Below are 25,624 nucleotides of genomic sequence, written 5' to 3'. Positions count from 1 at the left end.
GTGTCAGCTTCGACACTTGTCGACACCTGACGATTAACGGGCCAGCGTCAGGTGGCTTAAATCCACCGGCTGGTCTTGTTCGATAGCCTCGTAGAGACGGTCGTAAACGCTGGCGATAGTCGCCAGATAGTGCTCCAGAACCTGCTCGCGATCGCGGTTGCTGATCCGGCCATCAATGATGCCGTCTGAACCCAGCGTGGCCTGGGCAATCAGGCGTCTGTCGTCGCTGTTTTTGGTTTCGACGTAGTACTCGATGGTGTGGCTGTTAAAGCCCTCCGCCAGCGCCACGTAGACCTGAAAGTGGCCAAAAAGTACGAAGCACAGCTCTTTATCCGGCGCGCAGCTCATGGCGTGATGCAGACGCGCTTTCGACAGGGTTATTCCCTGTACCAGCGAGTTGCAATAGGTGTGCCACTGCTCCTGATGCTGGCGGTGACGATCGGCGATGTAATCCGCCTTTTCACTTAATTCCCAAATAGTCATCCCGGATCCCCCGTTGTATGAGATGCACCGGTTAAGCACTTTTCATGCCAAAACTTAATTAATTGATTTTAAACAGATTTATAAAATTCCGGGGGGCGGAAAGACATGTCGATGACGACGTCTGCAGCGTGTCATCGACATTTTCGTGACATTACCTATGACCTGGCATCGTTATTGCATTAAAGGGCCATCGCGATACGGAGGCACCATGCACGAAATCACTCTTAGCCAGCGGGCGCTGGAAATTATCGAACAGCAGGCGCTGCAGGCCGGCGCGCGTCGGGTGACCGGCGTGTGGCTGAAGGTCGGGGCGTTTTCCTGCGTGGAGGCCAGCGCGCTGACCTTCTGCTTTGAGCTGGTGTGCCGCGGCACGCTGGCGGAGGGCTGCGAGCTGCATATCGCCGAACAACAGGCTGAATGCTGGTGTGAATCCTGCCAGCAGTACGTGCATCTCATCTCCCAGCACGTGCGCCGCTGCCCGCAGTGTCAGAGCGACCGGCTGCAAATCGTGGCGGATGACGGCTTACAGATTCAGCGACTAGAAGTGGAGTAATAAGATTATGTGTACAACCTGCGGCTGCGGTGAAGGCAACCTTTATATAGAAGGCGACGAGCATAACCCGCATTCGGCGTTTCGCAGCGCCCCCTTCGCGCCCGCCCCGCGCCAGATGATGAACATTACCGGCGTGAAAACCGATAACTTTTCCCCCACCCGCTCGGAGGCTGGCGACCTGCACTACGGTCACGGCGAGGCGGGTACCCATGCGCCGGGCCAGAGCCAGCGGCGGATGCTGGAAGTGGAAATCGACGTGCTGGATAAAAACAACCGTCTGGCCGCCCGCAACCGCGCGCGCTTCGCCGCTAAAAACCAGCTGGTGCTGAATCTGGTCTCCAGCCCCGGCTCCGGCAAAACCACCCTGCTGACGGAAACCCTGCTGCGGCTGAAAGAGAAAACCGCCTGCGCGGTGATTGAAGGCGATCAGCAAACGGTGAACGACGCCGCGCGCATCCGCGCCACCGGCACCCCGGCGATTCAGGTCAACACCGGCAAAGGCTGCCATCTCGACGCGCAGATGATCGCCGACGCCGCGCCGCGCCTGCCGCTGGATGACCACGGCATTCTGTTTATCGAAAACGTCGGTAACCTGGTGTGTCCGGCGAGCTTTGACCTCGGCGAACGTCATAAAGTGGCGGTGCTGTCGGTAACCGAAGGCGAAGACAAGCCGCTGAAGTATCCGCATATGTTCGCCGCCGCCAGCCTGATGCTGCTTAACAAGGTCGACCTGCTGCCGTATCTCAACTTTGACGTGGAGAAGTGTCTGGCCTGCGCCCGCGAGGTGAACCCGGATATTGACATCATCCTGCTTTCCGCCACCAGCGGCGAAGGCATGGACCAGTGGCTTAGCTGGCTGGAGACGCAACAATGTGCATAGGCATTCCCGGACAAATCTGCGCCATTGACGGCAGTCTGGCGAAGGTCGAAGTGTGCGGCATTCAGCGCGAAGTCGACCTGACCCTGGTGGGCGCGGTTGACGATCGCGGCCAGCCGCGTCTCGGCCAGTGGGTGCTGGTCCACGTGGGTTTCGCCATGAGCGTGATTAACGAAGCCGAAGCCCGCGATACCCTCGAGGCGCTGCAAAATATGTTTGAAGTCGAGCCGGACGTCGGCGCGCTGCTGTACGGCGAGGAGCGGTAAATGCGCTATGTCGATGAATACCGCGCCCCGGAACAGGTGATGCAGCTGGTGGAACACCTCCGGCAGCGCGCGCGCCTGCTGCCGCATACCGCCGAACGTCCGCTGCGCATTATGGAAGTGTGCGGCGGTCATACCCACGCCATTTTTAAATTTGGTCTCGACCAGCTGCTGCCGGAAAATATCGAGTTTATTCACGGCCCCGGCTGCCCGGTGTGCGTGCTGCCGATGGGGCGCATCGACGCCTGTATCGATATCGCCAGCCGTCCGGGGGTGATTTTCTGCACCTTTGGCGACGCCATGCGCGTGCCGGGAAAAAACGGCTCGCTGCTGCAGGCTAAATCGCGCGGCGCCGACGTCCGCATCGTCTATTCGCCGATGGACGCCCTGAAGCTGGCGCAGCAGCACCCCGAGCGTGAAGTGGTGTTCTTCGGCCTTGGTTTTGAAACGACGATGCCCGCCACCGCCCTGACCCTGCGCCAGGCCCGCGAGCGCGGCGTCGCCAACTTCTATTTTTTCTGCCAGCACATCACCCTGCTGCCGACCCTGCGCAGCCTGCTCGACCAGCCGGATAACGGTATCGACGCGTTTCTCGCCCCCGGTCACGTCAGCATGGTGATTGGCACCGACGCCTACGGATTTATCGCCAGCGACTATCATCGTCCTTTAGTGGTGGCAGGATTCGAACCGCTTGATCTACTGCAAGGCGCGGTGATGCTGGTTGAGCAGACAATAGCGCGGCACAGCGACGTGGAGAACCAGTATCGCCGGGTGGTGCCCGATGCGGGCAACCCGCTGGCGCAGTCGGCCATCGCCGAGGTGTTTTGCCTTAGCGGCGATAGCGAGTGGCGCGGTCTGGGGGTGATTAACGACTCCGGCGTGCATCTGACGGCCGCGTATCAGCGTTTCGACGCCGAAGCGCATTTCCGCCCGGCGCCGCAGCGGGTCTGCGACGACCCGCGCGCCCGCTGCGGCGAGGTGCTGACCGGCCGCTGCAAACCGCACCAGTGCCCGCTATTCGGCAATACCTGCAACCCGCAGAGCGCGTTCGGCGCGCTGATGGTCTCATCGGAAGGCGCCTGCGCCGCCTGGTATCAATATCGCAGTCAGGAAATCGAAGCATGAAAAGCGTTCAGTTAGCCCACGGTAGCGGCGGTCAGGCGATGCAGCAGCTGATCGGCGACCTGTTTATGCAGGCTTTCGCCAACCCCTGGCTGGCGGAGCAGGAAGATCAGGCGCGTCTCGATCTCGCCCAGCTTAGCGCGCAGGGCGACAGGCTCGCCTTCTCCACCGACAGCTACGTCATCGATCCGCTGTTTTTCCCAGGCGGCAACATCGGCAAGCTGGCGGTCTGCGGCACGGCCAACGATGTGGCGGTGAGCGGCGCGCTGCCGCGCTATCTCTCGTGCGGGTTTATTCTCGAAGAGGGGCTGGAGATGGCCACCCTCGAAGCGGTGGTGAACAGCATGGCGCAGACCGCGCGGGAGGCCGGCATCGCCATTGTCACCGGCGATACCAAAGTGGTGCCGCGCGGGGCGGCGGATAAGCTGTTTATCAATACCGCCGGGATCGGCGTCATCCCTACCGGTATTCGCTGGGGGGCGCAGCAGATTAGCGCGGGAGACGTGCTGCTGGTCAGCGGCACGCTTGGCGATCACGGGGCAACGATCCTCAACCTGCGCGAACAGATGGGGCTTGACGGCGCGCTGTCCAGCGACTGCGCGGTGCTGACGCCCTTGATTCAGACGCTGCGCGACGTTGCTGGCGTGAAAGCCCTGCGCGATGCCACCCGCGGCGGCGTTAACGCGGTGGCCCATGAGTTTGCCGCCGCCAGCGGCTGCGGGATTGAACTGCACGAGAATAAGCTGCCGGTGAACGATACCGTACGCGGCGTGTGCGAGCTGCTGGGACTGGACGCGCTTAATTTCGCCAACGAGGGCAAGCTGCTGATCGCCGTTGCCCGCGAGGCGGCGGAAAGCGTACTTGCGCATTTACGGTCTCATCCATTAGGCCGCGATGCGGCGATAATCGGCGAGGTTGTGCCGCGCGCGGGCGTGCGCTCTGTTGGTCTGTACGGCGTGAAGCGCACGCTGGATCTTCCTCACGCCGAGCCGCTGCCGAGAATTTGTTAACGGTGCGGGCCCCGGATTGCGGCTAACGCCTTATCCGGGCTACAACACTGCGCCCACCTGTAGCCCGGCTAAGCGCAGCGCGAGCCGGGAAAAGCCAGCATGATTACCCAGCCCAAACCAGCGGGCACCCACGGATGGGTTAATGGCGGTCACAACCGCTTTATTAACAGACTATTATTTGTGTCATCACTTTCTTCTGCGCCGCTTTGCGGCGCTTTTGGACTTAAGCAATGTCGTATACACCGATGGGCGATCTTGGGCAGCAGGGTCTGTTTGATATCACCCGCATTTTATTACAGCAGCCGGACCTGGCCGCGCTGAGCGAGACGCTGACCGGCCTGGTGCAGCAGTCCGCGCTCGCCGACCGGGCGGCGATTATTCTGTGGCATTCCGGCAACCATCGCGCGGTCCGGCACGCCTGCGACGACGCGGGGCAGCCGGTGAGCTACGAGGATGAAACCGTCCTCGCCAACGGCCCGGTTCGACGCCTGCTCTCGCGCCCGGATGCGCTGCATTGCGATAGCGCCACCTTTGCCGAAACCTGGCCGCAGCTCGCCGGCAGCGGACTCTATCCCAGCTTTGGCTATTACTGTCTGCTGCCGCTGGCGGCGGAAGGGCGTATTTTCGGCGGCTGCGAATTTATTCGCGACGACAACCGGCCGTGGACCGAAAAAGAGTACCAGCGGCTGCACACCTTTACGCAAATCGTTGCCGTGGTGACCGAACAGATCCAAAGCCGGGTCAGCAACAACGTTGATTACGACCTGCTGTGCCGGGAACGCGATAACTTCCGCATCCTGGTGGCGATCACCAACGCGGTGCTCTCGCGGCTGGATATCGATGAGCTGGTCAGCGAAGTGGCCAAAGAGATCCACCGCTACTTCCGCATCGACGCCATCAGCGTGGTACTGCGCAGCAACCGCAAAGGCAAGCTCAATATCTACTCCACCCACTACCTCGACGCCAGCCATCCGGTGCACGACCAGAGCGAAGTGGACGAAGCCGGTACCCTGACCGAGCGGGTATTCAAAAGCAAAGAGATGCTGCTGCTCAACCTGCATCAGCACGACCCGCTGGCGCCGTACGAAAAAATGCTTTTCGAGATGTGGGATAACAAAATTCAGACCCTGTGCCTGCTGCCGTTGATGTCCGGCAATACCCTGCTTGGGGTGCTGAAGCTGGCGCAGTGCGATGAGAAAGTCTTCACCACCACCAACCTCAAGCTGCTGCGGCAAATCGCCGAGCGCGTCTCGATCGCCATCGACAACGCCCTCGCCTACCGCGAGATTCAGCGGCTGAAAGAGCGGCTGGTCGATGAGAACCTCGCCCTGACCGAACAGCTTAACAACGTCGAGAGCGAGTTTGGCGAAATCATCGGCCGCAGCGAGGCCATGAACAGCGTGCTCAAGCAGGTGGAGATGGTGGCGCAGAGCGACAGCACGGTGCTGATCCTCGGCGAAACCGGCACCGGTAAGGAGCTGATTGCCCGCGCTATTCATAATCTGAGCGGCCGCAATAGCCGCCGGATGGTCAAAATGAACTGCGCGGCGATGCCCGCCGGGCTGCTGGAAAGCGACCTGTTTGGCCACGAGCGCGGCGCCTTCACTGGCGCCAGCGCCCAGCGTATCGGCCGTTTCGAACTGGCGGACAAGAGCTCGCTTTTCCTCGATGAAGTGGGCGATATGCCGGTGGAGCTGCAGCCGAAGCTGCTGCGCGTGTTGCAGGAGCAGGAGTTCGAGCGTCTCGGCAGCAATAAGCTGATTCACACCGACGTGCGCCTGATCGCCGCCACCAACCGCGATCTTAAGCAAATGGTCGCCGATCGCGAGTTTCGCAGCGATCTCTACTATCGGCTGAACGTCTTCCCGATCCACCTGCCTCCCCTGCGCGAGCGGCCGGAGGATATTCCCCTGCTGGTGAAGGCCTTCACCTTTAAAATTGCCCGCCGTCTCGGGCGCAACATTGACAGCATTCCGGCGGAAACGCTGCGCCTGCTCAGCCGCATGGAGTGGCCGGGTAACGTGCGCGAACTGGAGAACGTCATTGAGCGCGCGGTGCTGCTGACCCGCGGCAGCGTACTGCAGCTCTCCTTACCGGAAATGAGTATCGAGACGGAGCCGCTGGCGGCGGAAGTGCTGCCGGAGGAAGGGGAAGACGAATACCAGCTGATTGTCCGGGTGCTGAAAGAGAGCAACGGCGTGGTCGCCGGACCAAAGGGCGCGGCCCAGCGTCTGGGATTAAAGCGCACGACGCTGCTTTCGCGCATGAAACGGTTGGGTATTAATAAAGACCAGCTGCAGTAGGCACATCTTCAGAACGCTGTTTCATTTTGATTTTAATGAAACAGCGTTCTGTGAGACAACTCGCTTTACCCGTTCCTGATGAATGATAAATAAGCCTTTTCCTTAATGGAGATGCTTATGACGCGTTTACCTCTGGCCGCCGCCATCGCTTTGCTTTTGGCTTCTCAGGCTGCATTTTCCTCTCTTCCCACCTTTTCCGTCTGGCCCGGCGGTGAAGCGCCCGGCGCGAAAAACAGCCCGGCGAGCGAATCGCTGGTGGAGCGCAGCAAAGATCCCTCGCTGCCCGATCGCGCGGTCACCGGCGTTCGCGCTCCGACAATTACCGTTTACGCGCCGGAGAAGCCCAACGGTATCGCGCTGCTGGTGACGCCGGGCGGCTCTTACCAGCGAGTGGTATTGGATAAAGAGGGCAGCGATCTCGCCCCGGTATTTAACGCCCGGGGCTATACCCTGTTTGTGATGACCTACCGGATGCCGGCGGACGGTCACGCGGAAGGCAGCGAGGCGCCGTTGGCCGATGCGCAGCGCGCGCTGCGTACCCTGCGGGCGCGGGCCGCCGAGTGGCATATCGACCCGCAAAAAATCGGCATTATGGGCTTTTCCGCCGGGGGACACGTGGCGGCAAGCCTGGAGACCCGCTATAGCGAACCGGCTTACGCCGCCGTGGACGCGGTTGACCAGCAGAGCGCGCGGCCGGACTTCGCGGTGCTCGGCTATCCGGTTATTTCCATGGATCCGGCGATTGCCCATCCCGGATCGCGCAAGGCATTGATTGGCGAAACGCCGACGGCAGAGCGGCAGCACCGCTATTCACCGGAGCAGAACGTCACGCCGCAAACGCCGCCGACCTTTATTTTTCACGCGGTGGACGATCCTTCCGTGCCGGTGGATAACGCGCTGGTGATGTTTAACGCCCTGCGCGCGCAGCAGGTGCCGACCGAGCTGCATCTGTTCGCCGAGGGGAAACACGGATTTGGCATTCGCGGGACCCGGGGCCTGCCCGCCGCCGAGTGGCCGCAGCTGGCGATGAACTGGATAGGCTCGCTGGCGGAAATGAAAAAATAGCGCCGGTAATCCCCGGCTCGCGGCTGACGCCTTAGCCGGGCTACCTGTCCGCAGACGGCGGGGACCTCGAAGCCCCGGTAGGTACGGTTTCCCGGAGGCGATGCTGCGCATCTGTCCGGGCTACAAGTTCGTGCGGTTTGGTAGCCCGGACAGGCGCGTCAAGCGCCGCCTCCGGGGGATTTTGCCGAGCTATTTATCAGAACTGAAGCCGTTGCTGGTCGCCAGTTCGGCAAACCACAGCGCGTTGCGCTTTATCTGCCGCTCTCCGGTTTGCAGGTTGAGCCGCCAGAAACCGTAGCGGCGCTTGAACGAGTTAATCCACGACCAGTTATCGATAAAGGTCCACTGATGCACGCCAAAGCAGTTCGCGCCGTCGGCTATCGCGCGATGCAGCTGCACCAGATGCTCTTCCATCAGGCCGATGCGGAACGAATCGTCAATCACCCCGTCTGCGCCGGGTTCGCCTTCCGACTCAATATCCATCGCAATACCAATTTCCGCGAGGAACCACTTTATATTGCCGTAGTTATCGCGAATATTGGCGGCAATGTCATAAATCGCCTGCGGCAGAATCTCATTATTATCGCGATAAGGATTAAAGCGCCCTTGCGGATTCACGTAGTTTTCGAAATAGACCTCCGGGGTGAAATAGTCCAGCGTATAGTCGCTTTCGCGCGCCTTCACCCGGCGCGGAACGTAATAGTTAACGCCGAGAAAATCGACGCGCGATCCGGTAATCAGCTCCACGTCGGCTTTTGTCACCTCCGGCAGGCAGTCGTGCGCGGCCAGAATTTCGCACAGCGCTTTCGGGAACTGATGCTTCACCAGCGGATCGAGGAAGCTGCGGTTGAAGAACAGATCCGCATACCACGCCGCTTTTTGGTCTTCCGCGCTGTCGTTGCGGGTATAGGACGGCGTCAGATTCAGCACCACGCCAATCTCGCTTTCCAGCGCCAGCGCGCGAAACTCGCGCACCGCTTTGGCGTGGGCCAGCATAATGTTAAACGCCACCTGCGCCGCCAGCCTGCCGTCTTTCTTGCAGGGATAGTGGAAGTCGTACAGGTAGCCGCCCTCAACCGGCACAATCGGCTCGTTGAAGGTAATCCAGTATTTCACCTTGTGACCGAATAGCTCAAAAGCGGTACGGGCAAAACGCGCGAAGAGATCGGTCACGTGCGCCGACTCAAAGCCGCCGTACTGCTTTTGCAGCGCTTCCGGCATGTCAAAATGATAGAGGTTGATCATCGGCTCGATGCCGTTTTCAATCATCTCATCAAGGTAGGCATGATAGAAACGCACCGCGTCCGCATTGGGCGCGCCGGTTTCGAAGTCGTCAATCAGCCGCGACCACTGAATCGACGTGCGGAAGGAGTTGAACCCGGTCCGCTTCATCAACGCCACGTCCTGGGGATACTGATGATAGGTGTCGCAAACGGTTTGCGGCCCAATCTGCTGATAAAAACGTTCCGGCTGTTCGGCAAACCAGCTATCCCAAATAGAACGGTGCGGCTTGTTGCTTATCCCTTCCGTTTGCGGACCGGATGCCGCCGCGCCCCATAAAAAGCCTTCCGGAAACTGATACCGGGTCATAACGCCTCCTGTAAGTTAAAAAAGGCCGCACCCAACGGGCGCAGCCAATAAGCACTACTCTGCAACCACTTCAATCGATTTGATAAACATGTAGCCCCAGTCGCCGGCGAATTTACCGAAGTCGATGCGGTTATCGCCGGCCTTCAGCTCAACCGGCACCAGCAGCTGCTGGCCCTGCTCATCGGTCTGCGGGAATTCAACCGCGATTGGCGCGCCGTCGTTGACGATAAACGAGTTTTTCTTGCCGCCCCATTTGCCGCTGAACGTCACCCGCAGCTGATACTTGCCGGCCCACGGCGCGGAAACCTGCCAGCTGACCTTATCCCCGTCGTTGGCGAACGGCCCGAGGAAGCCGTCGTCGCCAATCGCCAGCGCGTCTTTTTCGCTTTTCGCCGCCGCAATCTTGCCATCGGTCACGTTCAATACCCCGCCGCCAAAACGGCAGTAGTCGGCGGGGACTTTACCGACGGCTTCCGTCACCGTGACCTTAACGGTTTTGCTGCTTTTGAGCAGGCCGTCATCGGCGCTAAAAGTCAGCGCGTATTCACCGGGGGCGCTGAACCAGGCGCGGGTTTCGGCTTTATCCGTCGCGCAGAAGTGGGCCTGCGCGCTGCCGCCGTTGCTCCAGCTCACCGTCACGTTGCGGTCCGGGAGGGCGTCATCGCGCCAGCTCGCGCTGAGCTGCACGCCCTGGTCCTGGCTGGTGGTGAGCGTCTCCGCCAGCGCCACTACTGGCGCCTGATTCGCCTGAGTATGCTTCACGCTAATCACGTTCGAAGGCGATGAACTGCCGCTCTCGTTTTTAGCGATGACGCGGTAATAGTACGTATTCCCCAGCCGCAGACTGCGATAGTCATCGCGGAACAGATCCATCGTCTGCGGGTTCCACTCGTTAACGCCGTCGGAAATGTCGCGCCCCACGACCTTCCACGGCCCGGATGGCGAATCAGCGCGCTCAACATCATAGGCGCGCCCTACCGCCGCCCCCAGCCAGTTGATCGCAAACGGTGAATCCGTCGGCCGCAGCGTCGGCGCGTCAGGTTTCGGCAGCGGCGGCGCTTTCTCCTGCCCGTTCATCTGCGCGGCGGCGGTGCGCACCAGGTCGACCACCTCCATCTCCTGGTTGGCCTTACCTTCGACCGGGAAGCCCGGCAGATGGTAGCTGTAGTGGCCGGTGGACTCTTTGTGCCAGTAGAAGCCGCCATCGTGACGATGACCGCGGAAGCCCCAGATTAAACCGCCCGCCGCCTGCGCGCCGTTGACTTCGCTATGGACGATCGACTGCATAATGGCGTTAAGCTGCTGCGCGTCCAGCAGGCCAAATTCGCCCACCATGTAGACTTTCTTACCCGCTGCCGCCGTCAGGTCTTTTTTCACCTGTTCGGGATGGTTGTTATCGGCATTGGTGTAGTAATGGTTGCTGACGATATCGACATGGGGATCGTTAAGCGCAAACGCATTAATTTTCTTATAGGTGCCATCCACCACCAGCTGGTGCGGCGCCCACTTTTTGATCCACGCCGCGGTCTGCTGAAGGAACGCCGCGTTGGTGTCCTCCAGCTCGTTGCCGGTCTCCCAGGCCATAATCGCTTTTTCGTCGTAATAGGGGCGCCCGGTCACGCTGTTGGTACGGGTGATAACCTGACGAATCACGTCCAGATAGGCCTTGAAGGTTTTACTGTCGGTACGGTAAAAATCCTCCGGCTTTTCGTGGTAGAACGCCGCCAGCTGCTCGCGACCGCCCCACCACCACCAGTGATCGATAAACGGCAGAATCAGGCGCAGTCCCTGTTTGTCCGCCTCGGCGATCATGTTGTCGTACACCCGCATCGCCTTTTCGTTCAGGCGCGGCATGCCGTCGGCGGTTTCCGGGGCCAGAATATGGGTTTCGCGACCGCAGGCCTCGTCAAACGTCTGCTGCACCGAGAGTACGTATACCCGCTGCGCCCTGGCGCCGGTTTGCACGAGCGCTTTAATCCAGTTTTCCTGTTCCTCCGCCGTCGGCCAGCGGAAGTATTGCCCCCAGCCGCGCGAGTCGGCCTTGCAGGTACCGCGCGCATCGTCCTCGATACGGTGTAGTTCCGGCGCATGAATGCCCGCAAAGCGGAACACCTTGTCGCCATCTTTTAACGTTGCGCCGTCGCGGGTAATAAAGTGTTCAAAGTGCGACTGCTCCGCGGCCATCGCGCCTGCGCTTCCCAGCGCCGAAAGCAGCGCGACGAGCATCAGTTTTTTCACCGGCTTAATCATCGTTATCTCTCCTTAGAACCAGACTTCGGCCTGCACGCCGAAGTTCAGCGTATCGGTGTCGCCGCTGCGCGAGTAGCTACCGGCGGAAAGGGTATTGGTGCTCCAGTCGTAGTTGCCGTCCAGCGCGTCGGACACCCCTTTATCCCACTTCGCGTAAGTCACGAAGAAGCGCAGCTGCGGGCGAGTCCAGAAGCCGGAATCAAAGGTCAGGGTCGGCGCGATGGTCACTTTAGTCAGGCCGCCTTTGCCTTTGCCGTCCACGCCTTTGTAGTTTTTATCGTCGAGATATTCGTAGCCCAGCTCGTACTGCATGGCGAAGTTTTTGGTGATCTGCTGGTACGGGCGAATCCCCGCCACCCAGCTGGTGCGCCCCCAGCCTTCGGCGTCTTCCGTCCACCAGCGGTAGTTTTTGTCTTTCTGATAGTAGGCGAACGTGGAGATTTCCCAGTCGCCGAGCGAGGCCATGTTATCCAGCACCACGCGCCAGGACTGGGTATCGTCGAGGTTTGCCCAGCCCCAGCCGTTTTTACCCAGCGAGTCCCCCGCCGCCAGGCCGCGCCCGTACTGGAAGACCACGCGAGAGTAGCCGCCGGTCAGGCCGTAAAAGCCGTCAAAGTTGTAAACGCCGGTCACGCCGTAGCCCTTCTCCGCCGAGGTCGGGTGCTTCTCGTTGCGGTTCATGTGGTGGCCAATCAGCTCAAGATCGAAGCCGGTGCCGCCGATCTTTTTCAGCCACAGGTTGAGCGAGTAGTCATCCGGATAGCCCTGATCGCCTTTATCGACCGGGTAGGCTTTGGTTTCATCCGTCGGCGAGAAGGCGTAAACCCCGGCATCGAAGCGCGCGAAGCCGAGATCCATGTTGTCGAAGCCGCCGCCGGTACCGTTGTACTGAATGTACTCCCAGTCGAACTGGTGGCTGGAGGTGTTGGAGCTGCTGTAGCGCTTACCGGCCCAGAAGGTCATTTCCGGGGCGAAGTCGAGGTTTGACAGTTCGGCAAAACCTTCACGGAACTGCACATCATGCCCGTCGTCATCCTGACAGTTCCAGTCTGAGGTGCATTTCGACTGATGGGTAATGTTGGCCTGGACTTTAGCCACCACGCCGCTGTCCGAGGTTAATGTCACCGTCGGGATCAGTTCGATCTTGGTGTCCTCTTCGTTGCCCAGACGCCACTTGCCGTCCGGCATCAGGCCAACGGAGTCGGCGCGGTTACCGTCGGCGTTGGCGAGGATCCCCGAACGGATATAGCCGTGGAGCATAAAATCGTACTTCGGATCGGCGATGGCGCAGTCGCTCATCACCGCGAGGGCGAGTAAAGACAGAGGTATTGAATGATTTAGCCTGATCATTTTTTATCCTTGGTTATTTTTTTATTAACACTGCCTGAGAACGGGAGGAAATTTACGGATCAAAACTGGAAATGTACATCCGTTAATGGAAAGCGCTTTCCGTAATTGCCGGATGAGTTCACAAATTTAACGATAGCGGGCAAATATTCGTGATTTAGATCACGTCTTTAAGCGGAAATAAAAAAGCCCGCGCGCGGCGGGCTGTGGCAGGCAGGCGAAAAGCTTAGCGTTCGGCATCGGCGAGCTGCCGTTCATAGACCTTGAAGAACGGACGATAGAGCATCCAGGCATTAAAAATGGCGAACAGGCACATGCAGAGGTTTTTCCAGCTGCCGTTGGCTGACCACGCCGCGCCGAGCGGCGCCGGCATCGACCACGGCAGCATCGCCACCGCCCGATCGAGAACCCCAAGATGGGTTAAATACCAGGCGATACAGGCGTTTATCAGCGGTACAAAAAGAAACGGCAGCAGGAAAACCGGGTTCATGATAATCGGAAAGCCGAACAATATCGGCTCATTGATGTTAAACAGCGAGGGCAGCAGGCCAATTTTCCCCACGCTTTTCAGCTGCCGCGAACGGCTGCGCATCGCCATAAAAACCAGCGGCAGCGTCGAGCCGATGCCGCCGATCAGCAGGTAGAAATCCCAGAATCCCTGCAGATAGATATGCGGCAGCGTAGCGGAACCGGCGGCCAGCGCCTGCTGGTTTTCAAACAGATAGGTCATCCAGAACGGGTTCATAATCCCGGTGATAATCAGCGCACCGTGAATGCCGACAAACCAAAGCAGGTTGCAGATAAATAAAGAAATTAATACCGCAGTTAGGGTATCGGACGCCACCACCAGCGGCCGCACCGCTTCGCTAATCAGCTCCGGTAAAATGCGCCCGGTGCTCTGCAGCAGCAGCGCGTTGATGACGCTAATAGAGAGCATCACCACCAGCAGCGGGATCAGCAGCTGAAAGCCGTTGCGGGTCATCACCGGCACCTCTTCCGGCAGGCGGATGCACCAGCCTTTCTTATAGAAAAAGCGCACGATTTCAATAGAGTAAGTGCTTGAAATCAGCGCGGTAAAAATCCCCATTCCGCCGAGGAAAATATTGGTCGCGCCGTTGTCGCGAAAGCCGATAAACAGCAAAAACGCCAGGCAGCCGGTCAGCCCGCAGAGCCGCTCCGGCAGCCGGTACTGCTTGGCAAGGCTGGCGCTGGCGCCGAAGGCCACAATCAGCGCCACCAGCCCGATAGTCAATTCAAAGGTTGGCAGCAGAATGGGCCGCAGCTGGAAATAGAACTGGCCGAAAGCCGATGCGCCGTTAATGGAAACGGGCGGAAACAAAATCGGCACCAGCAAACTTCCCACAATCACAAACGGCATCGCCAGCGCAAAGCTGTCGCGCATCGCCGTAATGTGGTTATTGCGCGTCAGAACGTTGGCCAGCGGCGCCAGCCGCTGCTCGATAATATCGACGGCAACATTCATCAACTGAATGTTCATAATCCTGCCTTTAAGAATAGAGGTGTCGCCAGGATGATCGCGCACTCCCGGGTAAAGTAAAAGCCCGCCATAGGTGATCGTGGTCACAATAAATAAATCCACAAATGGAAAGCGCTTTCCGTTTTATATCCGTTATGACTATAGTCGGCGCATCCATCTCATCAGGAGCGATATATGAAAAAGATAATGTTGTGCTGTTCCGCGGGCATGTCCACCAGCCTGCTGGTGAAAAAAATGATCGCCGAAGCCGAGCAGCGCGGTCTGCCGGTGGAGATCAACGCCTTTGGCGTCGCGGAATTCGATCAACAGGTCGGCCATTACCAGGTGGTCCTGCTGGGGCCGCAGGTGAAATACATGCAGAAAGATCTGCAAAAGCAGGCTGATAAATACGGTATCCGCGTGGAACCCATCAACATGATGGATTACGGCATGCAGAAAGGCGGCGCCGTACTGGATTTCGCGCTTTCCCTTATCGATAACAAAAACTAAGGAAAGATCATGAGCTCTCTGTACGCGAAGCTGATCGCCGTGATTGAACAGAAGATCACGCCTATGGCGGGGGCGATCGGCCAACAAAAATACGTCACCTCCATCCGCGACGGTTTTATTACCGCCCTGCCCTTTATGATCGTCGGCTCGTTTTTGCTGGTCTTTATCTTCCCGCCGTTTTCCCCGGATACGACGTGGGGCTTTGCCCGCGCCTGGCTGCAATTTTCGCTCGATCATCGCGATGCGCTGATGCTGCCGTTTAACTTCAGCATGGGGGTGATGACGCTGTTTATCGCCGTCGGGATCGCCGCCAGCCTGGCGAAGCACCACAATCTGGACTCGCTGACCGCCGGGATGCTGTCCCTGATGTCGTTCCTGCTGGTGGCCGCGCCGCTGAAAGATGGCCAGATCTCCACCGCCTACTTCTCCGGCCAGGGGATCTTCACCGCAATTCTGGTGGCGATTTACTCTACCGAGCTGTACGCCTTCCTCAAGCGCCACAATATTACGATCCGTCTGCCGCCTGAAGTGCCGGCGGGCGTGGCGCGCTCGTTTGAGATCCTGATCCCGGTGCTGGCGATCGTGCTGACGCTGCATCCGCTGAATCTGTTTATCGAAGCGCAGCTGGGCATGATCATCCCGGAAGCGATCATGTCGCTGGTGAAACCGCTAGTGGCGGCGTCCGATACCCTACCGGCGATTCTGCTGTCGGTGCTGGTGTGCCAGGTGCTGTGGTTCGCCGGCATTCACGGGGCGCTGATCGTCACCGGGATTATGAATCCGTTCTGGATGGCGAACCTGTCGATCAACCAGGCGGCGATGGCCGCAGGCACCGCGATCCCGCATATCTATGTCCAGGGCTTCTGGGATCACTATCTGCTGATCGGCGGCGTCGGCTCCACCCTGCCGCTGGCTTTGATGCTGCTGCGCAGTAAGGCGGTGCATCTGCGGACGATTGGCCGGATGGGCGTGGTGCCGGGCGTATTTAACATCAACGAACCGATTCTGTTCGGCGCGCCGATCATTATGAATCCGCTGTTCTTCCTGCCGTTCGTGCTGGTGCCGATGATCAACGCAACCCTGGCCTACTTTGCGCTGAAGCTGGACCTGGTGAGCCGCGTGGTGTCGATGACGCCGTGGACGACGCCGGCCCCTATCGGCGCCTCGTGGGCGGCGAACTGGAGCTTTAGCCCGGTGATCATGTGCCTGATTTGCATGGCGACGGCGATGGTGATGTATCTGCCGTTCCTCAAAGCCTACGAAAAACAGCTGCTGGAGCAGGAGCACGCTAACGCGGCGGCCCAGGCCGAAAGCGCGCCGCAGTCCGCATAATTCATACTATTCAGAGGTTTGTCATGGAATTAGAAGAACAGGTAATGGGTATCATCATCAACGCCGGGCAGTCGCGTAGTCTCTGTTACGAAGCGCTGAGCTGCGCTAAAGCGGGTGATTTCGCCGCCGCCGACGAAAAAATGAAAGAAGCGGCGCATTTTGCCCGCGAGGCGCATTTGGTACAGACCCAGCTGATTGAGGCCGACGAAGGCGAGGGTAAAACCAAAATGACTCTGGTGATGGTTCACGCTCAGGATCATCTGATGACCTCAATTCTGGCGAAAGAGCTGATCGGCGAACTGATCTCCATTTACCGCTCGCGACCGCTGCACGCGTAGAGTTCCCCCTCCCCGGGGGAGAGGAGATGACGTAGCCCGGGTAAGGCGTTGACGCCGCGACCCGGGAAAACGGTAAATGCTCATGTCACCTGGCTGACTGACCTCCCGGCTCGCGCTGCGCTTAGCCGGGCTACCTGGACTGCACGCGTAGCGCCCCGGGAAACCGTCGACCACAATTAAGGACAACCATGCTACATCTGGGTTTAGACATTGGCGGCACCAAAATGGAAGCCGTCCTGCTCAACGCGGCGGGCGAGTGCGTCTATCGCCAGCGCCGTCCGACGCATAAAGAGAGCTATCAGGCGTTTATGCAGCAGCTGCTCGGACTGATTGCGACCGTCCGCGACTGGAGCGAACGGCCGTTTACTCTCGGTATCGGCCTGCCGGGGGCTATCGACCCGCAAAGCGGCCTGATTAAAAACTGTAACTGTCTGGTGCTCAACGGCCACGACCTGCGTCATGACCTGATGCGGGAGCTCGGTCAACCGGTATGGATGGCGAACGATGCCGACTGCTTCACCCTCTCTGAGGCGGTAGACGGCGCGGGCGCGGGGGCAACGACCGTATTCGGCGTTATCATCGGTACCGGCTGCGGCGGCGGCGTCGCGGTGAACCAACGGCTGCTCAGCGGGCCTAACGCCATCGCTGGCGAATGGGGACACAATCCTCTGCCGGGCTATTGCCCCGAGCGCGACGGCCCGGCGCAGCCCTGCTACTGCGGCAAAGAGAACTGCATCGAAAGCTTTATCTCCGGTACCGGCTTTGCCCGCCGCTACGGCGAGCAGGCGCCTGCGGAAGCGATTATCGCCGCCGCGCAAAACGGCGAACCGCAGGCGCTGGCCCACTGGCGGCATTTTATTGACGCTTTCGGCCGTAGCCTGGCGTCGGTAATCAATATCCTCTATCCGCAGGTGATTGTACTGGGCGGCGGGCTCTCCAACGTCGGGCAAATCTATGAGCAGCTGCCGTCGGCGATTGTCCCGTATCTCTTTTCCGACAGCTGCCGAACGCAGATCAAACAGGCCCGCTTCGGCGACGCCAGCGGCGTGCGCGGCGCGGCCTGGCTGCCGGTTCTGGCCGACGCTGAAGCCGGTCGGCGGTAGACACTTTTTTCAGCAGGTATGCTAAGCTAGGCGAAAATATTCAGACAGAAAATGCCATGCCAACCATTGATGATGTTTCAAGATTAGCGAATGTCTCCCGAGCGACGGTATCCCGCGTGCTGACCGGCACGCGGGGCGTGCGCGAAGAGAGCCGGGAAGCGGTGCTGCGCGCGGTAGAGGAACTTAACTACCGCCCGAGCTTTGCCGCGCAAAACCTCGCCAGTCAGACATCCAATCACGTGGGGCTGGTGATCCCGGCGAACGATGATAGCAGCGGCGCGCGCCTGCTGCCGATGCTCTCGCTAGCGCTGAAGGGGCTGAATAAAAACCTGATTGTTCAGTACGTCACGGATGCGGCGGAACAGGCGGCGGTCGTCGACGATTTACAGCGCCAGTGCGTGGCGGTGGTGGTGCTCGGCGCCGTCCCGGCGGATGCGCCGCGCAACGTGATCTCCTTTGACCGCTTCAGCATTGCCGGGGTCAATAATCAGGGCTACGACTACGCTTTTGCCACCGAAAGCGCCTGCCGCTACGTGATCGGCAAGGGCCATCGCAATATCGCGCTGCTCGTTGATAACGACAGCGATGACGCCAGCCGCCAGATGCTCGAAGGCTATCGCAACGTCCTGCAAAACTACTCCATCCCTTTTAACCGGCAGCTGATGCTGGCGGCCAACGATAACGTTGAACAGGCGCTGCTGACGCTGATTAACAGCTTCAGCAAATACTCGGTGATTATCGTGAAACGGGACCGCTACGCCGCCGAAGCGATGCGCCTGCTGCGCGAGTTCAACGTTGCCGTACCGCAGGAGGTCTCGCTGCTGAGCCTGGAAGATTCTCCCCTCGCCTCGCTGCTCAATCCGCCGCTGACCTGTATCTCCTGGCCGCTGGAGCAGCTGATGGAAAACTGCCTGCAGCGTATCCGCAACCTGATAGACGAGCGCCCCACCTTCTCTCCTGAAGGGCGCACGCTGGCGGGCCGCCTGATCCCCCGCCAGTCGGTGGCCGATCTCTCCTGATTTCAGCGTCCGGCCTTCCGCGTGGCCGGGCCTTTTCCTCTCCCGCCGCGGGTTCGCACGCTAATCATTCGCCTCACATCTAAATAAGAATTATTTTCATTTATAAATAGCTTGTGCTATATAACATAGCAATGGCTATAAATGATGATTAATTAACCGCAACGTTGTGAGGGACCTTATGCTGCACCTGCCCCCCCTGAAGCATCTGATGTTTGCCGCCACGCTGGCGCTGCTGGCCGTCGCCCCCGTCCAGGCAAAAGAGAAATTTAAAGTGATTACCACCTTCACGGTGATCGCCGATATGGCGCAAAACGTCGCGGGCGACGCCGCCGACGTCAGCTCCATCACCAAACCGGGGGCCGAGATCCATGAATATCAGCCGACCCCCGGGGATATCAAACGCGCGCAGGGCGCGCAGCTGATCCTCGCCAACGGCCTGAACCTTGAACTGTGGTTCGCCCGCTTTTATCAGCACTTAAACGGCGTACCGGAAGTGGTGGTCAGCAACGGCATTCAGCCGATGGGCATCAGCGAAGGGCCGTATAACGGCAAACCTAACCCGCACGCGTGGATGTCGGCGGACAATGCGCTGATCTACGTCGATAATATTCGCGACGCGCTGGTGAAATACGATCCTGCGAACGCCGATGCCTATCGCCACAACGCCGAAGCCTACAAAGAGAAGATCCGCCAGACCATGGCGCCGCTGAAGGCGGAACTGGCGAAGCTGCCGCAGGATAAGCGCTGGCTGGTGACCAGCGAGGGCGCGTTCTCCTATCTGGCCCGCGATAACGGCCTCCAGGAGCGCTATCTGTGGCCGATAAACGCCGACCAGCAGGGCACCCCGCAGCAGGTGCGCAAAACCATCGACACCATGAAGAAAGAGCGGATCCCGACTATCTTTAGCGAAAGCACCATCTCTGATAAACCGGCGCGTCAGGTGGCCCGGGAGGCCGGCGCCCACTACGGCGGCGTCCTGTACGTCGACTCTCTGAGCGCCGCCGATGGCCCGGTGCCGACCTATCTCGACCTGCTGCGCGTCACCACCCAAACCATCGTCCAGGGCATCAACGACGGACTAAGGAAACAGGCATGAGTCACGAGCTGCCGGGCCTCGCGGTCAACAACGTCAGCGTCACCTACCGCAACGGTCATACCGCGCTGCGCGATGCTTCGTTTAGCGTCCCACGCAGCGCCATCGCGGCGCTGGTCGGGGTGAACGGCTCGGGAAAATCGACGCTGTTTAAAGCGCTGATGGGCTTTGTGCGCGTCGGAAAAGGCGATATTGCGATTCTCGGTCAGCCGGTTAATCGCGCCCTGCGGCAGAACCTCGTCGCCTACGTTCCGCAGGCGGAAGAGGTGGACTGGTCCTTCCCGGTGCTGGTGGAAGATGTGGTGATGATGGGGCGCTATGGCCATATGGGCTGGCTACGGCGGGCCAAACCGCGCGACCATGAGATTGTCGACGCCGCCCTGGCGCGGGTCGGCATGAGCGAGTACCGCCACCGCCAGATCGGCGAACTCTCCGGCGGGCAGAAAAAGCGCGTGTTTCTGGCCCGCGCTATCGCTCAGCAGGGAAAAGTCATTCTGCTGGATGAACCCTTTACCGGCGTCGACGTGCAGACCGAAGCGCGCATCATCGAGCTGCTGCGGGAACTGCGCGACGAAGGCTGCACCATGCTGGTTTCCACCCATAACCTCGGCTCGGTAAGCGAGTTCTGCGACTACACGGTGATGGTCAAAGGCACCGTGCTGGCCAGCGGCCCGACGGAAAGCACCTTTACCGCCGAAAACCTCGAACTGGCGTTTAGCGGCGTGCTGCGCCACGTGGTGCTGAGCGGCGCGGAAGAGCGGATTATCACCGACGATGAGCGGCCGTTTATCAGCCGTCGGGCGGCGGGAGGCGAAAGATGAGCTGGCTACTGGAGCCGTTTGGTTATCACTATATGCTGAACGCGATGTGGGTCTCGGCGCTGGTGGGCGGGGTGTGCGCGTTTCTCTCCTGCTACCTGATGCTTAAAGGCTGGTCGCTGATTGGCGACGCCCTCTCCCACTCCATCGTGCCCGGCGTGGCGGGCGCTTATATGCTCGGTCTGCCCTTCGCGCTGGGGGCGTTTCTTTCCGGCGGCCTGGCGGCGGGCAGCATGCTGTTTCTTAACCAGCGTTCGAAGCTGAAGGAAGACGCGATTATCGGCCTGATCTTCTCCTCTTTTTTCGGTATTGGCCTGTTTATGGTGTCGCTGAACCCCACTTCGGTGAATATCCAGACCATTATTCTCGGCAATATTCTGGCCATCGCCCCGGAGGATATTATCCAGCTGGCGGCGATTGGCTCTATTTCGATGGCGATTCTGCTGCTGAAGTGGAAAGACCTGATGGTGACCTTTTTCGATGAGAACCACGCTCGTTCCATTGGCCTGAATACCACCGCGCTGAAGCTGCTGTTCTTTACCCTGCTGGCGGCCTGTACCGTGGCGGCGCTGCAGACCGTCGGCGCGTTTCTGGTGATTTGCCTGGTGGTGACGCCCGGGGCCACCGCCTGGCTGTTGACCGACCGCTTCCCGCGCCTGCTGGCGATTGCCGTCGCGATTGGCAGCCTGACCAGCTTTTTCGGCGCGTGGCTGAGCTACTATCTGGACGGGGCGACCGGCGGGATTATCGTCGTCGCCCAGACGCTGCTGTTTTTAGCCGCTTTTGTTTTCGCGCCGAAGCACGGCCTGCTCGCCAGCCGTCGCCGCGCCAGGGAGGCCTCATGCTGAGCGCGCTGATTGAACCTTTCCAGTTCTCCTTTATGGTCAACGCCATGCTGGTGGCGGCGATCGTTGCCGTCCCCTGCGCGCTGCTGTCGGTGTTTTTGGTGCTCAAGGGCTGGGCGCTGATGGGCGATGCCATGAGCCACGCGGTTTTTCCGGGCGTGGTGGTGGCGTATATCCTCGGTATCCCCTTCGCCATCGGCGCGTTTATCGCCGGGTTGTTCTGCGCCATCGCCACCGGTTATCTCGACGATAACAGCCGCATTAAGCGCGATACGATCATGGGCATCGTCTTTTCCGGGATGTTTGGCGCGGGCCTGGTGCTGTACGTGTCGATTCAGTCGGAGGTCCATCTCGATCATATTCTGTTTGGCGACATGCTGGGTATTTCCGCCAGCGATATTGCGCAAACGTCGCTGATCGCGCTGGCGATTGCGCTGATAATCGGGCTTAAGTGGCGTGATTTTCTGCTGCACGCCTTTGATCCGCAGCAGGCGAAGGCCAGCGGATTGCGCTGCGGGCTGCTGCATTATGGGCTGCTGTGCATGATTGCGCTGACCATCGTGGCGACGCTGAAAGCGGTGGGGATCATTTTGTCGATTTCGCTGCTGATAGCGCCGGGGGCGATCGCTCTGCTGCTGACGCGACGTTTTGTCAGCGCCCTGCTGCTGGCGGTGGCGATAGCGTTAAGCTGTTCGCTGGGCGGCGTGTGGCTGTCGTTTTATCTCGACAGCGCCCCGGCGCCGACCATTGTGGTGCTGTTTACCGTCCTGTTCGTTATCACGTTTGTCTGGACGTCGGTTCGCGATAGTCAGACCACGGCTCGTTCCGGCGAAGCCCCGGGTCGCGGCTGACGCCTTACCCGGGCTACAGACCGCACGAATTGTAGCCCGGCTAAGCGCAGCGCGAGCCGGGGAGTTTATTGCGGCTTTTTGGGCCGATACTTTTCCGGTAACTCCGGCACCGGGCGTTTGTCATCGATCAGGTGGCGAATCGTCAGGATCGGGTGCCGCCAGAGCATCCGCGGCCCCGCCCAGCGCATAATCTGCTTCATCTCTTCGCGTTTCGCGGGCTGATAGCAGTGCACCGGGCACTGCTTGCAGGCGGGCTTTTCTTCGCCAAATACGCACTTATCCAGCCGCTTGTCGGCATAGCCGTTGAGCGCCTGATAGTGTTCGGCGTCGTCGCGGGCATCCGGGCAGCGGCGCTGGTAGAGCGCAATCATGCTGCTAATGGTCTTTTTTTCCCGCGCAATACGTTTGCCCGCCATCACCTGTTCCCCCGATAAAGATGCATTCATAATACACATTCAGAGAGGACGATGCAGCCCCATACTCCCTGAGGATTATGCCGGTTTATCCACGTGCCCCAGCGGTTTTTCCGGGAAGCACACATCGCGCACCCGGCGCTTGAGCTCCGCCGCGTCGGGGAAACCGCCATCCTGCTTGCGCTCCCAGATTTGCACATCATCAACGGCCACCACGAAGATCCCGCCGGTTCCCGGAACCAGCGTGACCGAAGCGATATCGGTGCTAAAGCTGTGCAGCAGTTCCTGTGCCATCCAGCTGGCGCGCAGCATCCAGTTGCACTGCGAACAGTAGGTGATGGTAATCGCGGCTTTATGGCTCATCGGCTTCTCGCTGTCGGTAAAAGGGCAAATTGTAAACAACTTGCAGATTAATTGAAGAATACATGATTATTTTGTTGCAAACGATAATACCTATCATTACCATTCGCAATCAACAAGCATGGAGAAAAAACGTCCAGTAACGGAATAACGGGACACACCTGCACTCTGGAAGTAACGCGTGAGCCAATACTAATAATGATTAAGGCGTGGCTACTATGTATAACTCCACTCAATCAACAGCATGGTTCAAGAAAAGCCTGCTGGTGACTTCTTTGCTTACAGCAATTTATCAGACTTCCGCCGGGGCGGCTGATACCACCTCGAAAACCACCAGCAGCGCATCGACTGATGACAGCTCGGAACGGATGACCGTTACCGCGCCGGCGCCGTTGCTGAAAGCGGGCAGCGAACATTCGATCGGCGCTCAGGAGCTGCAGGATAAAGGGGCCAACGACTTTGGCTCGATCATGCGCTACGAGCCGCTCATTAGCGCCACCGGCGCCAGCGGCGGTTCCGGCAACGGCAAAAGCGGCTTCGACCGCGGCGGCTATACCGGCTACAACATACGCGGCATGGAGAGCAACCGCGTCGGGATCGATGTCGACGGCATCGCCCAGCCGAACGCCACCGGGCGCAGCTACGCCAGCCGCGCGGGCCTTAATACCTTCGGTATGGGCCGCGACTATATTGACCCCTATATGTACGGCAGCATCGATATTCAGTCCGGGGCGACATCAACGGAAACCGCTAACAGCGCCATCGGCGGCAACGTCTCTTTCCGCCCGAAATCCGCGGATGACTACCTGCATCCGGGCAAAACCAGCGCCTTCGGCTACCGCAGCGGCTACGACTCGTCCGATCGCAGCTGGCACAACGGCGTCACCATTGCCGGCGGCGACGAGACCCTGCGCGGGATCTTCGTCTACAGCCGTCGCGACGGTCAGGAGACGGAAAATAACAGCGGGACCGTTGATTCCTATCCAGCAAACTGGCACTCGGACGCCTTTATGGCCTCCGGGATCTGGCAGCCGAATGACGAACATAAGTTCACCAGCACCTTCGATTATTACCATAAAACGAACCACACGCATTACGACGCCTGGGACTCCAGCGGCAACAGCGTTATCGGTACGTCAAACCAGACCAGCCAGACCCGCCGCTGGGGCCTGAGCCTGAAAGACGACTGGACGCCGATGAACGACTATATCGACAGCGTATCGACCAAAGTCTACTACCAGCATACCGAGGCCCATGACTGGACATATATGCCGGACAGCGTCACCCGCGCGATGCAAACGGTGAGCTCCGACTACGATACCGACACCTGGGGGATTCAGAGCGCGCTGGCGAAATCGATAGGCCGCCACGATCTGAGCGCCGGTTTTAATGCCAGCACGACGAAAACCCAGCGGCCGTTAACCCAGTCGCCAACCCCGAGCGCCTATAGCCAGATTATGCAGCCGGACGCCGACAGCCGCGGCTATATCGTCGCCGGCTTCCTGCAGGACAAAATTAACTTCGACCTCGACGGCCATAACTTTGCGGTTATCCCGGGCATTCGCGTGATGCATCAGTCGACCAAACCGGAAAACGTCTCCGATTTGGCCAACAACAGCAGCGTGCTGACCGGTTCCGACGTGTCAAATCTGTACGGTAAGAACGCTGATACCCAGGCGCTGCCGTCGCTGGTCTTGCAGTACGATATCACCCCGCGCCTGATGACTTATCTGCAGTATCAGCGCGGCGCGCAGTTCCCGAACGCCAGCCAGCTGTACGGTTCGTGGAACCTCGGCTCCAGCTACGCCGGACGCGCCCAGTATGCGCTGATCGGCAACACCGATCTGAAAACCGAAACCAGCGATAACGTTGAGTGGGGGATGAAGGGCGAAGTGGCGGAAGGCATCACCATGCGCACCGCGCTGTTCTACAACACCTATAAGAACTTTATCGCCTATACCCGCTACACCCGCGCCAATAATCCGACGCAGTTCACTAACGTACCGTCGAACATCTACACCATTTACCAGGCGGAAAACCGCGATAAAGCGTACATCTACGGCGGCGAAATCAGCGCTAAATTCAACTTTGGCACCTGGTTTGAAGAGGTTAACGGCCTGAGCGCCACCCTCGCTTACGGCTATAGTGAAGGGCAATCGAAATCCAGCTACAGCGGCGATAAGTACGTCGACCTCGATAGTGTCGCACCAATGAAGGCCATCGTCGGCGTGGCGTGGGACGATCCGGCAAAAGTGTACGGCACCGCGCTGACCGCCACCTTTGTTAAGGGCAAGCGCGCCACCGCCACCAACCGCGAAAGCTATACCAACTCCGGCTCCGCGATTACCGATTCGACCAGCGAATATATGCGCGTTCCGGGCTACGGCATGCTGGACTGGACCGCGTACTGGCAGGTCGCGAAGAATGTGCGCGTGAACGGCGGCGTATACAACATTACCGATCGTAAATACTGGGATTATCTGAGCAGCCGCAATATCGAAACGGCGACGAACCAGGAAGCCAACGACAGAGCGCTGGCGGTGATGCCTGGCCGCACCTGGCAGCTGGGCGTGAACGTCGATTTCTGACCGGCCAATAATAA

General features: G+C 59.4%; 24 protein-coding genes. 17 read left to right on the top strand and 7 right to left on the bottom strand.

The genetic code is table 11. From position 1 onward, the window contains the following. Positions 1–33: 33 nt before the first annotated feature. Positions 34–483: a formate hydrogenlyase regulator HycA gene (gene hycA / locus F8562_RS24695; protein ID WP_014839319.1), complete on the bottom strand. Its 450-nt coding sequence runs from the start codon at positions 481–483 to the stop codon at positions 34–36. Positions 484–691: 208 nt separating this feature from the next. Between hycA and hypA the strand changes: the two genes are divergently transcribed. The 7 genes from hypA to F8562_RS24660 all read left to right on the top strand — a co-directional run bounded on the left by hypA (position 692) and on the right by F8562_RS24660 (position 7,676). Beyond that, positions 692–1,036: a hydrogenase maturation nickel metallochaperone HypA gene (hypA, locus tag F8562_RS24690; protein ID WP_004114752.1), complete on the top strand. Its 345-nt coding sequence runs from the start codon at positions 692–694 to the stop codon at positions 1,034–1,036. Positions 1,037–1,043: 7 nt separating this feature from the next. After that, positions 1,044–1,916, top strand: a complete 873-nt coding sequence (gene hypB / locus F8562_RS24685) for a hydrogenase nickel incorporation protein HypB (protein WP_014226534.1) — start codon at positions 1,044–1,046, stop codon at positions 1,914–1,916. Then, entirely contained in the window at positions 1,907–2,179 is a 273-nt protein-coding gene (locus tag F8562_RS24680; protein WP_014839320.1) for a HypC/HybG/HupF family hydrogenase formation chaperone, read from the top strand. Before hypB ends, F8562_RS24680 begins: the two co-directional genes overlap by 10 nt. Further along, the gene (gene hypD / locus F8562_RS24675; protein WP_014839321.1) at positions 2,180–3,301 is read left to right on the top strand and encodes a hydrogenase formation protein HypD; all 1,122 of its coding nucleotides are present in this window, start codon (positions 2,180–2,182) and stop codon (positions 3,299–3,301) included. Beyond that, a complete protein-coding gene (gene hypE / locus F8562_RS24670; RefSeq protein ID WP_014839322.1) occupies positions 3,298–4,308 on the top strand; it encodes a hydrogenase expression/formation protein HypE in 1,011 nt (336 codons plus the stop codon). Before hypD ends, hypE begins: the two co-directional genes overlap by 4 nt. Before the next feature lie 230 nt (positions 4,309–4,538). Then, positions 4,539–6,611 carry a formate hydrogenlyase transcriptional activator FlhA gene (flhA, locus tag F8562_RS24665; RefSeq protein WP_032720425.1) on the top strand — a complete coding sequence of 691 codons (2,073 nt, stop codon included), beginning with the start codon at positions 4,539–4,541 and terminating at the stop codon, positions 6,609–6,611. Positions 6,612–6,728: 117 nt separating this feature from the next. After that, on the top strand, positions 6,729–7,676 hold the full coding sequence (locus tag F8562_RS24660; protein ID WP_014839324.1) for an alpha/beta hydrolase: 948 nt from the start codon (positions 6,729–6,731) through the stop codon (positions 7,674–7,676). 189 nt (positions 7,677–7,865) lie between these two features. On the opposite strand, the gene F8562_RS24655 is transcribed toward F8562_RS24660, so the two are convergent. From F8562_RS24655 to F8562_RS24640, 4 genes are all read right to left on the bottom strand, one after another. Then, positions 7,866–9,266 (bottom strand): glycoside hydrolase family 1 protein, encoded by a 1,401-nt coding sequence (locus F8562_RS24655; RefSeq protein WP_014839325.1) that lies wholly within the window; start codon positions 9,264–9,266, stop codon positions 7,866–7,868. Between the two features lie 54 nt (positions 9,267–9,320). Then, on the bottom strand, positions 9,321–11,513 hold the full coding sequence (locus F8562_RS24650; protein ID WP_162140817.1) for a CBM35 domain-containing protein: 2,193 nt from the start codon (positions 11,511–11,513) through the stop codon (positions 9,321–9,323). 15 nt (positions 11,514–11,528) lie between these two features. Then, complete coding sequence (locus F8562_RS24645; protein WP_004853540.1) at positions 11,529–12,866, bottom strand: maltoporin; 1,338 nt, start codon at positions 12,864–12,866, stop codon at positions 11,529–11,531. Positions 12,867–13,089: 223 nt separating this feature from the next. Continuing rightward, positions 13,090–14,361 carry a PTS sugar transporter subunit IIC gene (locus tag F8562_RS24640; protein WP_025106460.1) on the bottom strand — a complete coding sequence of 424 codons (1,272 nt, stop codon included), beginning with the start codon at positions 14,359–14,361 and terminating at the stop codon, positions 13,090–13,092. A gap of 174 nt (positions 14,362–14,535) precedes the next feature. Here F8562_RS24640 and F8562_RS24635 point away from each other — a divergent pair, with 174 nt between their 5' ends. The 9 genes from F8562_RS24635 to sitD all read left to right on the top strand — a co-directional run bounded on the left by F8562_RS24635 (position 14,536) and on the right by sitD (position 22,249). Continuing rightward, positions 14,536–14,850, top strand: a complete 315-nt coding sequence (locus F8562_RS24635; protein ID WP_004104871.1) for a PTS sugar transporter subunit IIB — start codon at positions 14,536–14,538, stop codon at positions 14,848–14,850. Between the two features lie 9 nt (positions 14,851–14,859). Further along, positions 14,860–16,182: a PTS cellobiose transporter subunit IIC gene (locus F8562_RS24630; RefSeq protein ID WP_004134311.1), complete on the top strand. Its 1,323-nt coding sequence runs from the start codon at positions 14,860–14,862 to the stop codon at positions 16,180–16,182. A 23-nt stretch (positions 16,183–16,205) separates the two neighbouring features. Further along, on the top strand, positions 16,206–16,520 hold the full coding sequence (locus tag F8562_RS24625) for a PTS lactose/cellobiose transporter subunit IIA (protein ID WP_014839328.1): 315 nt from the start codon (positions 16,206–16,208) through the stop codon (positions 16,518–16,520). Between the two features lie 188 nt (positions 16,521–16,708). Beyond that, the gene (locus F8562_RS24620) at positions 16,709–17,623 is read left to right on the top strand and encodes an ROK family protein (protein ID WP_151891950.1); all 915 of its coding nucleotides are present in this window, start codon (positions 16,709–16,711) and stop codon (positions 17,621–17,623) included. A gap of 56 nt (positions 17,624–17,679) precedes the next feature. After that, positions 17,680–18,642 (top strand): LacI family DNA-binding transcriptional regulator, encoded by a 963-nt coding sequence (locus F8562_RS24615; RefSeq protein ID WP_004124158.1) that lies wholly within the window; start codon positions 17,680–17,682, stop codon positions 18,640–18,642. A 178-nt stretch (positions 18,643–18,820) separates the two neighbouring features. Continuing rightward, positions 18,821–19,738, top strand: coding sequence for a metal ABC transporter substrate-binding protein (locus tag F8562_RS24610; protein WP_014226544.1), 918 nt, complete (start codon positions 18,821–18,823; stop codon positions 19,736–19,738). After that, positions 19,735–20,556, top strand: coding sequence for a manganese/iron ABC transporter ATP-binding protein (locus F8562_RS24605; RefSeq protein WP_014226545.1), 822 nt, complete (start codon positions 19,735–19,737; stop codon positions 20,554–20,556). The genes F8562_RS24610 and F8562_RS24605 overlap by 4 nt, the downstream gene beginning before the upstream one ends. After that, on the top strand, positions 20,553–21,401 hold the full coding sequence (gene sitC, locus F8562_RS24600) for an iron/manganese ABC transporter permease subunit SitC (protein WP_014226546.1): 849 nt from the start codon (positions 20,553–20,555) through the stop codon (positions 21,399–21,401). The genes F8562_RS24605 and sitC overlap by 4 nt, the downstream gene beginning before the upstream one ends. Continuing rightward, complete coding sequence (gene sitD / locus F8562_RS24595; RefSeq protein ID WP_014839330.1) at positions 21,395–22,249, top strand: iron/manganese ABC transporter permease subunit SitD; 855 nt, start codon at positions 21,395–21,397, stop codon at positions 22,247–22,249. The genes sitC and sitD overlap by 7 nt, the downstream gene beginning before the upstream one ends. Before the next feature lie 65 nt (positions 22,250–22,314). On the opposite strand, the gene F8562_RS24590 is transcribed toward sitD, so the two are convergent. Then, the gene (locus tag F8562_RS24590; RefSeq protein ID WP_014226548.1) at positions 22,315–22,665 is read right to left on the bottom strand and encodes a nitrous oxide-stimulated promoter family protein; all 351 of its coding nucleotides are present in this window, start codon (positions 22,663–22,665) and stop codon (positions 22,315–22,317) included. A gap of 75 nt (positions 22,666–22,740) precedes the next feature. Next, positions 22,741–23,025 (bottom strand): SelT/SelW/SelH family protein, encoded by a 285-nt coding sequence (locus F8562_RS24585; protein WP_004853555.1) that lies wholly within the window; start codon positions 23,023–23,025, stop codon positions 22,741–22,743. A gap of 215 nt (positions 23,026–23,240) precedes the next feature. Between F8562_RS24585 and F8562_RS24580 the strand changes: the two genes are divergently transcribed. Continuing rightward, positions 23,241–25,610 (top strand): TonB-dependent receptor domain-containing protein, encoded by a 2,370-nt coding sequence (locus F8562_RS24580; protein WP_014839332.1) that lies wholly within the window; start codon positions 23,241–23,243, stop codon positions 25,608–25,610. The last annotated feature ends 14 nt before the right edge of the window (positions 25,611–25,624 follow it).

This window comes from Klebsiella sp. RCJ4 (assembly GCF_009025755.1).
In the GTDB taxonomy this organism is placed as follows: domain Bacteria; phylum Pseudomonadota; class Gammaproteobacteria; order Enterobacterales; family Enterobacteriaceae; genus Klebsiella; species Klebsiella michiganensis.
Note: the sequence above shows the minus strand (reverse complement) of the source record. Positions and strands in the feature narration are given on the sequence as shown.

What these genes read in the sequence shown, in the direction of transcription:
- sitD (WP_014839330.1), top strand. Translation starts at nt 21,395, where the DNA reads ATGCTGAGCGCGCTGATTGAACCTTTCCAGTTCTCCTTTATGGTCAAC.
- hypD (WP_014839321.1), top strand. Translation starts at nt 2,180, where the DNA reads ATGCGCTATGTCGATGAATACCGCGCCCCGGAACAGGTGATGCAGCTG.
- F8562_RS24620 (WP_151891950.1), top strand. Translation starts at nt 16,709, where the DNA reads ATGCTACATCTGGGTTTAGACATTGGCGGCACCAAAATGGAAGCCGTC.
- F8562_RS24590 (WP_014226548.1), bottom strand. Translation starts at nt 22,665, where the DNA reads ATGGCGGGCAAACGTATTGCGCGGGAAAAAAAGACCATTAGCAGCATG.
- F8562_RS24655 (WP_014839325.1), bottom strand. Translation starts at nt 9,266, where the DNA reads ATGACCCGGTATCAGTTTCCGGAAGGCTTTTTATGGGGCGCGGCGGCA.
- hycA (WP_014839319.1), bottom strand. Translation starts at nt 483, where the DNA reads ATGACTATTTGGGAATTAAGTGAAAAGGCGGATTACATCGCCGATCGT.
- hypA (WP_004114752.1), top strand. Translation starts at nt 692, where the DNA reads ATGCACGAAATCACTCTTAGCCAGCGGGCGCTGGAAATTATCGAACAG.
- hypB (WP_014226534.1), top strand. Translation starts at nt 1,044, where the DNA reads ATGTGTACAACCTGCGGCTGCGGTGAAGGCAACCTTTATATAGAAGGC.
- F8562_RS24605 (WP_014226545.1), top strand. Translation starts at nt 19,735, where the DNA reads ATGAGTCACGAGCTGCCGGGCCTCGCGGTCAACAACGTCAGCGTCACC.
- hypE (WP_014839322.1), top strand. Translation starts at nt 3,298, where the DNA reads ATGAAAAGCGTTCAGTTAGCCCACGGTAGCGGCGGTCAGGCGATGCAG.
- F8562_RS24635 (WP_004104871.1), top strand. Translation starts at nt 14,536, where the DNA reads ATGAAAAAGATAATGTTGTGCTGTTCCGCGGGCATGTCCACCAGCCTG.
- F8562_RS24615 (WP_004124158.1), top strand. Translation starts at nt 17,680, where the DNA reads ATGCCAACCATTGATGATGTTTCAAGATTAGCGAATGTCTCCCGAGCG.
- flhA (WP_032720425.1), top strand. Translation starts at nt 4,539, where the DNA reads ATGTCGTATACACCGATGGGCGATCTTGGGCAGCAGGGTCTGTTTGAT.
- F8562_RS24660 (WP_014839324.1), top strand. Translation starts at nt 6,729, where the DNA reads ATGACGCGTTTACCTCTGGCCGCCGCCATCGCTTTGCTTTTGGCTTCT.
- F8562_RS24610 (WP_014226544.1), top strand. Translation starts at nt 18,821, where the DNA reads ATGCTGCACCTGCCCCCCCTGAAGCATCTGATGTTTGCCGCCACGCTG.
- F8562_RS24580 (WP_014839332.1), top strand. Translation starts at nt 23,241, where the DNA reads ATGTATAACTCCACTCAATCAACAGCATGGTTCAAGAAAAGCCTGCTG.
- F8562_RS24680 (WP_014839320.1), top strand. Translation starts at nt 1,907, where the DNA reads ATGTGCATAGGCATTCCCGGACAAATCTGCGCCATTGACGGCAGTCTG.
- F8562_RS24585 (WP_004853555.1), bottom strand. Translation starts at nt 23,025, where the DNA reads ATGAGCCATAAAGCCGCGATTACCATCACCTACTGTTCGCAGTGCAAC.
- F8562_RS24645 (WP_004853540.1), bottom strand. Translation starts at nt 12,866, where the DNA reads ATGATCAGGCTAAATCATTCAATACCTCTGTCTTTACTCGCCCTCGCG.
- F8562_RS24640 (WP_025106460.1), bottom strand. Translation starts at nt 14,361, where the DNA reads ATGAACATTCAGTTGATGAATGTTGCCGTCGATATTATCGAGCAGCGG.
- F8562_RS24630 (WP_004134311.1), top strand. Translation starts at nt 14,860, where the DNA reads ATGAGCTCTCTGTACGCGAAGCTGATCGCCGTGATTGAACAGAAGATC.
- F8562_RS24625 (WP_014839328.1), top strand. Translation starts at nt 16,206, where the DNA reads ATGGAATTAGAAGAACAGGTAATGGGTATCATCATCAACGCCGGGCAG.
- sitC (WP_014226546.1), top strand. Translation starts at nt 20,553, where the DNA reads ATGAGCTGGCTACTGGAGCCGTTTGGTTATCACTATATGCTGAACGCG.